The sequence below is a fragment of the Rubrobacter aplysinae genome (genome assembly GCF_001029505.1).
GTDB lineage: Bacteria > Actinomycetota > Rubrobacteria > Rubrobacterales > Rubrobacteraceae > Rubrobacter_A > Rubrobacter_A aplysinae.
In genome coordinates, this window is sequence record NZ_LEKH01000026.1 from 1 (window position 1) to 9,478 (window position 9,478).

Genomic DNA, 9,478 nt, shown 5'->3' on the forward strand with positions numbered 1-9,478 from the left:
GATGTACGCGGGCGTGACGAGAAGGGGGTCCCTAGCCGGCCAATTTTCGGGATCTCCGCAAAATTTCCGGCGGGCCAGTCGTGTAGTGGAGTCCCGAATCTTCTTGCGTCACCCCCTCCCCCGTACCTGGTAGCTAAAGCTACTAGTCATGGTGTTCCGATAACCTACTGTGCCGGTAGTCGTCTGCCGGCCTTCAGTGTCCTAACTCGTGTGTGGAAGGGGAGGATATGAGGATCGCAACTATGATTATCTCTCTGGTACTGATGTTCATCGTGGCTATTCAGTCTCTCGTGGTCATGGCGGGTAGCTCCATGCTGGAAGACCAGGCCACGTCTGACGCCGCTGCGATAGGGATACTCCTCGCGCTGCTCTTTCTGATCGGCGGTGCTTTCGTCCTCGGGCTCCCGCTGGTGGGGCTCATAGTCTTCACGCTGGCTGGGCTGCTTGGGATACTCGCGGGCAGCACGTCCAGCTTTACCGACCTCACCTACTGGGGGATCGTCGCGCTCGTACTCGCCACCCTCAGTTACTTCGGCATGAGAGAGAAGCGCAGGAAGAGAGCAGGGTCTCAGCAGCGCGTGACCTGAATTCTTCTCTTCATTTGAGTTTTCAGATATTCCTAACTCCTAGTAAGGTATAGGAGCCTTCATTCTTCCAGGGGGGATCTATGTACGGAATGCCGGATACAACTACCTCAAACGGTAGAAGAGTCTCGCTTCTACACCGCAGGTCTAATCTTCTGCTTGTCCTGGCGGCGGTCTCCGTGACCTTCATGCTGTTCTCGCCGCATATTATAGGTGCCCAGGAAAACGATCAGGAGGATGACGGGAGTTGTCCTGGAGCAACGGTCGTGGATACCTTTTCGGGGAATGGCAGTCAGACCACGCCTGTTTTCCAAACAACGGGTGAAAGCTTCAGGATTTCTTACGATGCTACAGCGGTGGATTCAGGCAGCTCAGTCTTGACTGTTCTTGTTAACGGAGAGGGCTCTCCAATAAGCGCAGTATCCCAACAAGGCGCGGGATCGGGAGAAAGCTTCGTTAATGAAGGAGCAGGCTCCTACAGCTTAGACATAAACTCTATCGGACTGCAATATGACATAACTGTCGAAGATTGCACCGGCGGTGCGGGTGGCGATCAAGCATCAGTCGATCCCCCGGGAAATATAGGCCAAGTGCCTTCCGAGGATCAGTACGAAGATACGGACAGGCAGGACCAGACACAGCAGACACCTAATACTGGCGGTCCCCCACTCTCGGTCATCGCGGTTGGGCTTCTCTGGAGTGGTGTGTTTGGCTTGATTCTGACTCGCAAGTTCGTCCGTCAGTAGGGAGCCCCCGGCGTTGGAGTCGTGGAGAGCAATCTACCCGGCGATTTTGGAAGGATGGGGCCGTGGAGCCCAGCAGGACAGTAGAAGTATCGAACGAGGAGATAGACTGGCTCAAGCTCTGCGACTCGCTAGAGGAGCTTGCCTGGCGAAAGCGCGAGGAGGGGCGGAGTAGGGCGCCGGAGGGCGAGGAGTTCGAGAAGCTCATGGCCGAGCGGATCAGGGCGGCTGTACACGAGGCCCAGCGTGAAGACACGCCTGAGTGACTCTAGGGTAGGCTGCTCTCTCTCCTATAGAGGGTACTACCTCTGTCTCCGGCAGAGCCTTACGCTGCCGCTCGGCTCTTACGGCAGGCTAAGCGTCTTGTGACGCTGCCTGCTTTTCCGCATGTGAATGCGGAAAAGTCCCTATAGCCCCCGGCGGTAGCGTTATCAAGAATCCCGCATTCCCCTTATGTATGGAGCGGAGAGGCCATAGCAGTACGTATGTGGCTGTGCCCTTCTTGCTAGCTAGGCGCGCTGTCGCTTTCGAGTTCGCTTCTTGCTCCGCTTCCGGTCTCCTGCCTGAGCAAGCGCAGAACCGGAGACACGCTTAGTGTTCTTCGAGGAGCTTTTACTGCGCAGTAAGCGAGATGCCAGCCTAGCTATCCGCGAACTGGTTTTCTTCCCGCGAGCCATGTGCGTAACGACCTTTCTGCCCATATTGCGGGCTACGAAGTTTCGTAATGTACTTTACTCTGTGACATTGAATTTGACAGATACCCTGACAAAATAGTTGACACTGGTTCGCAGCTACTGCACAGTACCGCCACGGCGCTAACTGCCATCGACCAACACGGAAAGGAGGTAGGCGATGTCCCTAGTAGAGAGAAATGTCTCTGCTGAACTGGCACACAACCAAGCCACGAAGCTGGGTATGGCTGATGTAGTCGATTATCTGGCTGACGTGCTGGGCCGGAGGCTGGTCGCCTATATTGGTGGTGTGAGTAATACTCGAACGGTTGCGCGTTGGGCTAGCGGCGAGAATACGGTGCGGGGCGATGAAGCCATAGCCAACCTCAGAGAGGCTTACGAGGCCGCATACCTCATAACCAGGCGCGACTCACCGGAGGTGGCGAAGGCTTGGTTTGTGGGACTTAACCCACAGCTAGGAGATTTGTCTCCTGCAGAAGCCTTGAGGGAAGGCTCCCGTAAGGAAGTGAAATCAGCCGTACGTGCTTTCATAGCCGGTGGCTGATCGAATACATGCTGTGGGCCCGCCAGCTGGCGGTCTAGTCTACCGGGTGGCGAGAGAGCCTGTTTTCTCGCCACCCCCTTGGATGGCAGCAAAAGAAGATGGCACGTTCGGAAATCGCTTTGATGATCCGGGACAGGCCCACGAGGTGCCACAGGAAGAACGCTTCAGGGTTATCTACTGTGCCAGTGATAAAGCGGGAGCTTTTGGAGAAACACTCTCCAGGTTTCGAAAGAGCCCCTCCCTAATCGCCGCGTTGAAAGACATAGAGGACGAAGAGGAGAGTGAGCCAGAGGAGGATCTACAGGGTGGGGTCGTACCCATTGATTGGAGGCTGGAGCGTTCTATAGGCTCGGCAACACTTGGTGAGCAATCCTTTGCCGACGTTTTCCACCCAGAATCACTAGACACGCTCAGATCCGAGCTAGCACCTTTACTCCAAGACTTCGGCCTTGAGGAGCTAGATCTAAGCACCATAACCTCTAGCCATAGACGCATTACGCAGGAAGCCTCCAAGTACATCCACGATTTAGGAGGATCTGAGCAGCGTTTTGCGGGCATACGATATCTGTCTAGGCTCAACCCAGAATGGGAGCTTTGGGCACTGTTCGATGACAGAGCATCTCTTGAGGAAGCAGAGTTTTACGAACCAGTGAAGGACGACGATCCTAGCCTGCAAGAGGTAGCTGAGCTATTCGAGTTGGATATAAGGTAACCAATACCCTGACTCATAGTAGGCCCGCGTTACTCGTCTGAAAATCATTTCTCGCTAGGAATTTCGAGGCGTTCAGCAACGGCTGTGCCGGTGGTTTTGCAGGGATAACGGCCGAGCTCTTGTCTCGTTGTTGCTAGGTGATGCGAGCGAAGCGTCGCTTGATACACGCTGGAGCTCTCAGGTAGCGTGGGGGTTGTAACACTCACGCTTTCTATCCCCCGTAGGCAAATCCCTTTACCGCTTCTAGGGAACAACGCCAGACAGCATGTTTTCTCTCAATACCGCCAGAGAATACAGTGGCTTCTTTTAGATGCACATGTCGCTTCGCTGATTCGAGGTCGTAGTTAGAAATAGCTGTTTGCAAGAGTCGTCCAGGCACATTAAATAGCTCTGCTAGCTCATCGCTGCTCATCGCTCGGGCGTTCTGATATCCAGCTGCTTCCGCGCTCTCAACTGCATTGCTACGTCGGGTTGGATCTTCCAGAAACCTAGCGGCTGCTTCTTCAAATTGACTAAGCGTAATGCGCAGAAACTCAGTCTCGCTAATCATCTCTCCGGCGACAAAGAAGCCTTCACAGTACAGGGAAACTTCAAGAGGCAGTGCTTCATTGCCGTCTTCTATCTCGCTAACCATTGCCGCAACAAGTTCATCTCCCACAGTTTTCTCCTTGGAGGCTATGATTTACGAAACAACCTCCTCCACCACGGTACACGCTCCTGCTCTCCGACGCTCTGAGGCTCTGTACGTTTCTCCGAGGCCTCTCCCCTATCAGCACCCTCGGAGGCGCTCTCCGCGACACTCTCGGCCTCCTGTGTGCTCTGTGGCGGGGCTTCGAGCTCCGGGATGCGCTCGGTAAGAGCGGCGATAATGTGGTCCGCCCGCCGGCGGGCCTCTCTCTCCGCTTCAAGCTGGCCGCGGAGGTACTCCACCTGGTCCTGCAGGACGTCCACGAGCGGCGACGCCTCCGACGCCTCCGACTGGTCGTCGTCCGATCTCTGACTGGTCGTTGACTGGTCACGACCGGGCGGCGTCTGGTCGCCTTCGAGGAGGACGTAAACGGTGCCGCCGCGCCGCTCATGGCGCACTGTGCCGCGCTTTACCCGCCCCCGGACGGCCTCCACGCTGATACCGCGGGCCTCCGCAGCCTCGTTGACCGTTACCCACCGACCCGCCGGTGACTGGTCGGGTCCGGTCGGGTCCGGTCGCTGTGAGTGATCTTCCCCCATGCGAGGGCATCATACCCTTACTGGGAACCTCCACGCTGGATATGAGGCCTCGCGTGACTGGCTACATACTCGGATACGCTTTCCGGGTCGAGCAGAAGTCCCGCACGGGTCTTCACCCCGTGCAACTCTCCGGCCTCAAAGAGCTTGTGTACCCACTGGCGGCTACAACCGAGCTCGCCGGCCGTGTCCGTCACGGAGGGCCATTTCTCAAGCTCTGTGAGCTTCACCGACCTCCTCGCCATGCTCCTCCTCTCGGACGTGGGCCGGGGAAAGATCCCCGGCCCGGCCAGGTCCTCCGCTACTACAGGGCACCGTGCCGGTGAGCGCAGCGCCGGCACAGTAGATCGTCGGTGAAGAAGACCGCATGGTCTTCTCCGACCTCTACAAGCTCTCGCTTCAAGCGATGCTCTCCGCAACTCGCACACTCCCCGGCCTTCGAGCGCCATATCAGGGCCGCCGCAGTGTGCTTGCAGACCTCACACTCAGGTGGGCTATCCGGGCAGCTACAACGGCCCGTGCGGGCATCCACCGTGTAGGTTGCGGGGCCGGTGCAACCCGGCACCGAGTACGTCCAGGGCCGGAGTCGGATAATCTCGTGGCCGCGCTCGTGAAAGAGCCGGACACCGCGGCCGGTGCGAGTGGTGCGGGTTGCCGCCGTAGCGGTAGACTGCGTGGTGCTCACAGGGCCTCCTTAAGGCTGTGGGCCAGGCCCCGGGGTGTTAGCGCACCGCCGGGGCCGTTCTTTATGTCTACCCATATATTACCTATCTAGGTTACACTTGTCAAGTAAACAGATGCCTCAGATGCTTTGCCTTGGACCTCGTGAAACGACTGTCAGTTGTGAGGCGCAATAAGACCCGGTACAATAGCCTAGACAAACAGGAGGTCGAGCGTGCCGTTTCAGAAGTTCAGAAGAGCGTACGCAACAGGCGAACACTATCCACTCGTGAGCGTTCACGCTAGGGGGCTCTTCGGGTTCAATACCGCAGGTTTTGAGGCTATGGGAGAGCCAGAATACGTCGAGCTTCTCTACGATGACCAACGAAAAATCATCGGCATACAACCGGCTGAGGTGGATTCGGTAGACGCTTACAGACTACGCAAGCACACTAGCCATAGTTACCAAGTCGCGGCAAAAGCATTTCTGGCCTTCTACGAGCTCCCCGAGTCGATCATGGGCAAACGCTTCTCGGCATCAATGAACGATGGGATTCTTGAAGTGGACATTTCCGAAGAGGTGAGCAAGTGAGATAAACAAGAGAAAGAGAGAAGGGGCCTCGGCTCACACCCCGAAGCCCCTTCGAAACTAAGAGTCCGCTGGTGCCTGGAACTCCGCAAGGTCATTCTACATGGCCTCCATCCAGGCGACCACTCGGGCGCCTACACAGACAGCCGTGGTAGCGGCAAATCTTCAGAAACCTGGGAGCGCAGATTGTCCATTCTGATTTATCTCCAGAGCCGAGAAGAAGTAGAAAGATATGAACGGGCGTTTCTCGGACACACCAGATCCACTCGACTGACTTCAGAAGAATGGGGCGTGGAGCTGCATAAGGGTGGCGCTCTGACCCTACTAGCGAAGCGGCCCACCGAAGGTGCTGGGAACTTGAGTAAAGAGCGCTTGGGCAGGGTGGCCAATGCAGGTTAAAGGCCCTGAGAACTCCATCAGAGCCGCAGCACGGTACGTAGGGGACGGGTACTGCGTGGTGCCTGTGCCCTCTGGAGAAAAGAATCCCGGGCGCCCCGGTTGGCAGAGTCTCAGGATCTCCGAGGAGGAGGTCCCGTCCTACTTCAACAACGGTCAGAATATAGGCGTCCACACCGGTGAGCCTTCGGGTTGGTTGGTGGACGTGGATCTCGACACCCCGGAGGCCAGGGAGATCGCGGGCCGCTTCCTACCCGAAACACTCACTAGCGGCCGGCCAAGTTCGCCTGATTCTCACTGGTGGTATTACGCTGAGGGCGCGGAGTACCGAACCTTCAGCGACCTAGCTCCCAACGGAGAGGTCCTCCTCGAACTCCGCTCCAACGGTCACCATACCCTCGTATATCCGAGCGTCCATCCGAGCGGGGAGAAGATCACCTGGTCCGAGAGCGGCCTTGAAACTCACAGCATGGACGCCGGGAAGCTCGCGGAGGCCTGCAGGAAGCTCGCCGCCGCTTCCCTGATAGCCCGGCACCTGCCAGAGCTCAAGGACAAGCGCACGAACGCCGGCGGCGGCCGCCACAACCTAGCCCTCGCCCTGGCTGGGTTCCTGCTACGCCGAGGCCTCTCCGAGGAGGCCGTGCTAGCCATTCTGCTAGCTGGGTGGGACGCACGTGGGTTCGATGGAGACCAGATAGCCCAGCGGGAGGCTCACAGGGACCTCGAAGGTCTCGTGAGGGATACAGCCCGCCGGGTCCGGGACGGGGAAGATGCGACCGGAGGGCGAAGGCTAGAGGAGCTGGTGCCCGGGCTCCCCCGCAAGTTGGCCGACTTCTTCGGTTGGAAGGGCCCCCTACAGGATGAGGCCGCAGAAACCTACATGCGCACCGACCTCGGCAACGCCAAGAGGTTCGTGGATGCCTATAGCGCGGACGTGCGATGGTGTACCGAGGCTAACAGGTGGATGTTCTGGGACGGTACACGGTGGTGCTGGGACGAGGGCTCACACGCTACTCACAGGCTCGCTCACAAGTCTGTGAGGAGCATCTTCGAGGAGGCAAAGAACGCTGCGGATAACCAGGAGGCGAAGGCGATCTCCGCCCACGCCGTGGCCTCGCAGGCGGCGTCCAGGATAGAGGCGCTGCTCTCCCAGGCGAAGGCCTACATGAACATCTCGGTGGACGATCTTGACCGGGATGTGTGGCTCGTGAACGCCCGCAACGGAACGCTCGACCTCCGTACCGGCGAGCTCGGCGACCACGACCGGGAGGACCTAATAACCAAGTGCGTCCCCTTCGACTACGACCCGGAGGCCTCAGTGCCACGCTTCGAGAAGTTTCTAAGACAAGTCTTACCGGACCCGGAGGTTAGGGCCTTCGTCCAGCGTTACGCTGGCTACTCCCTCACGGGTTCTACAGCCGAGCGTGTCCTGGCCTTCCTCCACGGCGGCGGTAAGAACGGCAAGTCTACGCTCGTGGAAGCTCTCAGAGAAGCAGCCGGCGAGTACGCCCAGAACACCACGGTGGAGACCATCCTCTCCTCGCGCGGGGGCTCGCAGATTCCGAACGACGTGGCGGCTCTCAAGGGCGCGCGCCTGGTCTCCGCGGCCGAGCCGGAGAAGAACCGCCGCATGGCCGAGTCGAAGGTAAAGAACCTGACCGGCTCGGATACCGTGACGGCTCGGTTCATGCGGGGGGAGTTCTTCGACTTCAAGCCCGAGTTCAAGCTCTGGATCTCGATGAACCACAAGCCGATAATCGTTGGGACCGACGACGCTATTTGGGACCGGATCCGGCTCGTCCCCTTCAACCAGCGCTTCGCTGATAACCCCGACACCGGGCTCCCCGCAAAGCTCGCCGAGGAGCGGGCGGGGATCTTCGCCTGGATGGTGCGAGGGGCGCTGGACTGGTACGAGAACGGGCTCGGATGCCCGGAGGCCGTAGCCGCGGCCACGAAGGAGTACCGCGAGGAGATGGACACCCTCGGAGACTTCCTTGAGGCCCGGTGCGTGGTGGAGCCGAACGCCACCGCGCCGGCGGCTGCTCTCTACAAGCAGTACGAGCTCTGGTGCGCCGACGCCGGCGAGCACCCGGATACGCAGAGGGCCTTCGGGCTCCGGCTCTCCGAGCGCGGTTTTGAGAGTTTCAAGTTCACTAGCGGCCCGAATAAGGATCGCAAGGGATGGCGCGGAGTGGGTATCAGAGCGGACGATTCAGACCCCGAGAGCGGACCTTCTAGCTCCCAGAGCACAGGAAATCGCGCCGATGCGGGCTTCAAAACTCCGCTGAAAGCTGATAGAGCGGATGATCGTCCGCTCTCCGAAAGCTACGGTTTTGCAGGAGAAACGTCTGGGTTAGCGGATAAAGAGGATGATAGCGGACAAGAAAGCGGCATTAAAAGCTTAAACTACCTTCATGAGGCAGTTATGCCAAAAACCTATCCGCAATCATCCGCTTCGTCCGCTCCGGCCTACTCCAACGCAACGCAGGAGGATGTCGCCCTCTCCCCCGAGGGGCTGAAGAACCGCTGTGAGGACGGCGAGGCCTCTCCCTTAGCCCAGCTCTTCGCCAAACCGCCAGAGTGGCTCAAGAACCAGACGGCCATCTACCGCCGCAACCCCACAGAGCGGATGCTGAACCCGCTGTGCGCGGCTATAGCACACGAGATCGGTGCCAACCCCGAACAGATACGGTCCGAAGTAGAGCGTGAACTTGAGAGGCTGGAGTGATTTGCCGTGGTCGTACTTACTTGGCTTGTTCTCTGGTGGTTCTACTCCTTGAAGACTTCACAGAGAGCCATTAGCGACTCACGCCGCGTGAACCACGAAAGGAGATGCAATAGTGAATCCGTACGAGTTACGCCGCCGCCGGGAGGCCATGCTAAAGAGCCTGGAGGGTACTCCAGCGGATACCCCGCTGGACCGAGCCAGGCTCTCCGGGATGACTCCTGGACAGCAGTTCAACGCCGCCACGCTCATCGGAGCCGGTATCGCCAGAACCGTCGCCGAGGCGCAGAGGATCGCCGAGAGCTATCCCGACTGGCCCAATAAGTTCCGGTAAACACCCATTCTGAAGAGGGGTATAAGATGGTCTCAGGACATCCTAAGCGCAGTCCTCCCACAGTCTCTACGGCTGGTAGGGAAAGTGTAAGAGGCATATCTACGGTGGATTATCCGTGCTCCAGGGTAGCTTTCTCTTGTGATCCTCCGATGTACGCGGGCGTGACGAGAAGGGGGTCCCTAGCCGGCCAATTTTCGGGATCTCCGCAAAATTTCCGGCGGGCCAGTCGTGTAGTGGAGTCCCGAATCTTCTTGCGTCACCCCCTCCCCCGTACC

12 protein-coding genes are annotated in these 9,478 nt (G+C 58.5%); 8 read left to right on the plus strand and 4 right to left on the minus strand.

Features of this window, described 5'->3' with window-relative positions; all coding sequences use genetic code 11:
* The first annotated feature begins 227 nt into the window (after positions 1 to 227).
* The 5 genes from ABD53_RS15250 to ABD53_RS15260 all read left to right on the plus strand — a co-directional run bounded on the left by ABD53_RS15250 (position 228) and on the right by ABD53_RS15260 (position 3,275).
* Positions 228 to 587 carry a hypothetical protein gene (locus ABD53_RS15250; protein WP_047866693.1) on the plus strand — a complete coding sequence of 120 codons (360 nt, stop codon included), beginning with the start codon at positions 228 to 230 and terminating at the stop codon, positions 585 to 587.
* 80 nt (positions 588 to 667) lie between these two features.
* Positions 668 to 1,330, plus strand: a complete 663-nt coding sequence (locus ABD53_RS17080; RefSeq protein ID WP_152670812.1) for a hypothetical protein — start codon at positions 668 to 670, stop codon at positions 1,328 to 1,330.
* Positions 1,331 to 1,392: 62 nt separating this feature from the next.
* A complete protein-coding gene (locus tag ABD53_RS15255) occupies positions 1,393 to 1,593 on the plus strand; it encodes a hypothetical protein (RefSeq protein ID WP_047866694.1) in 201 nt (66 codons plus the stop codon).
* A 586-nt stretch (positions 1,594 to 2,179) separates the two neighbouring features.
* The gene (locus ABD53_RS16715) at positions 2,180 to 2,563 is read left to right on the plus strand and encodes a hypothetical protein (RefSeq protein WP_084709757.1); all 384 of its coding nucleotides are present in this window, start codon (positions 2,180 to 2,182) and stop codon (positions 2,561 to 2,563) included.
* Between the two features lie 46 nt (positions 2,564 to 2,609).
* Entirely contained in the window at positions 2,610 to 3,275 is a 666-nt protein-coding gene (locus ABD53_RS15260) for an RES family NAD+ phosphorylase (protein WP_152670814.1), read from the plus strand.
* 211 nt (positions 3,276 to 3,486) lie between these two features.
* Here ABD53_RS15260 and ABD53_RS17090 read toward each other — a convergent pair whose 3' ends face one another.
* The 4 genes from ABD53_RS17090 to ABD53_RS17095 are packed head-to-tail and all read right to left on the minus strand — an operon-like array spanning position 3,487 to position 5,184.
* Positions 3,487 to 3,933 (minus strand): hypothetical protein, encoded by a 447-nt coding sequence (locus ABD53_RS17090; RefSeq protein WP_152670815.1) that lies wholly within the window; start codon positions 3,931 to 3,933, stop codon positions 3,487 to 3,489.
* Positions 3,934 to 3,950: 17 nt separating this feature from the next.
* Positions 3,951 to 4,502, minus strand: a complete 552-nt coding sequence (locus ABD53_RS15265) for a hypothetical protein (RefSeq protein ID WP_047866696.1) — start codon at positions 4,500 to 4,502, stop codon at positions 3,951 to 3,953.
* A 17-nt stretch (positions 4,503 to 4,519) separates the two neighbouring features.
* Positions 4,520 to 4,744, minus strand: coding sequence for a MerR family transcriptional regulator (locus ABD53_RS15270; RefSeq protein WP_047866697.1), 225 nt, complete (start codon positions 4,742 to 4,744; stop codon positions 4,520 to 4,522).
* Positions 4,745 to 4,803: 59 nt separating this feature from the next.
* Positions 4,804 to 5,184, minus strand: a complete 381-nt coding sequence (locus ABD53_RS17095) for a hypothetical protein (protein ID WP_152670816.1) — start codon at positions 5,182 to 5,184, stop codon at positions 4,804 to 4,806.
* Positions 5,185 to 5,394: 210 nt separating this feature from the next.
* Between ABD53_RS17095 and ABD53_RS15275 the strand changes: the two genes are divergently transcribed.
* The 3 genes from ABD53_RS15275 (at position 5,395) to ABD53_RS15285 (ending at position 9,203) form a co-directional block, all read left to right on the plus strand.
* Positions 5,395 to 5,751 (plus strand): hypothetical protein, encoded by a 357-nt coding sequence (locus tag ABD53_RS15275; RefSeq protein ID WP_047866698.1) that lies wholly within the window; start codon positions 5,395 to 5,397, stop codon positions 5,749 to 5,751.
* A gap of 385 nt (positions 5,752 to 6,136) precedes the next feature.
* Positions 6,137 to 8,872 (plus strand): phage/plasmid primase, P4 family, encoded by a 2,736-nt coding sequence (locus ABD53_RS16270; RefSeq protein ID WP_053058164.1) that lies wholly within the window; start codon positions 6,137 to 6,139, stop codon positions 8,870 to 8,872.
* Positions 8,873 to 8,984: 112 nt separating this feature from the next.
* Positions 8,985 to 9,203, plus strand: a complete 219-nt coding sequence (locus ABD53_RS15285; RefSeq protein ID WP_047866699.1) for a hypothetical protein — start codon at positions 8,985 to 8,987, stop codon at positions 9,201 to 9,203.
* The last annotated feature ends 275 nt before the right edge of the window (positions 9,204 to 9,478 follow it).

Excerpts from the sequence above, each read along its gene's own strand:
- ABD53_RS16715 (WP_084709757.1), top strand. The coding sequence starts at position 2,180 with ATGTCCCTAGTAGAGAGAAATGTCTCTGCTGAACTGGCACACAACCAA.
- ABD53_RS16270 (WP_053058164.1), top strand. The coding sequence starts at position 6,137 with ATGCAGGTTAAAGGCCCTGAGAACTCCATCAGAGCCGCAGCACGGTAC.
- ABD53_RS15250 (WP_047866693.1), top strand. The coding sequence starts at position 228 with ATGAGGATCGCAACTATGATTATCTCTCTGGTACTGATGTTCATCGTG.
- ABD53_RS15265 (WP_047866696.1), bottom strand. The coding sequence starts at position 4,502 with ATGGGGGAAGATCACTCACAGCGACCGGACCCGACCGGACCCGACCAG.
- ABD53_RS15270 (WP_047866697.1), bottom strand. The coding sequence starts at position 4,744 with ATGGCGAGGAGGTCGGTGAAGCTCACAGAGCTTGAGAAATGGCCCTCC.
- ABD53_RS17080 (WP_152670812.1), top strand. The coding sequence starts at position 668 with ATGTACGGAATGCCGGATACAACTACCTCAAACGGTAGAAGAGTCTCG.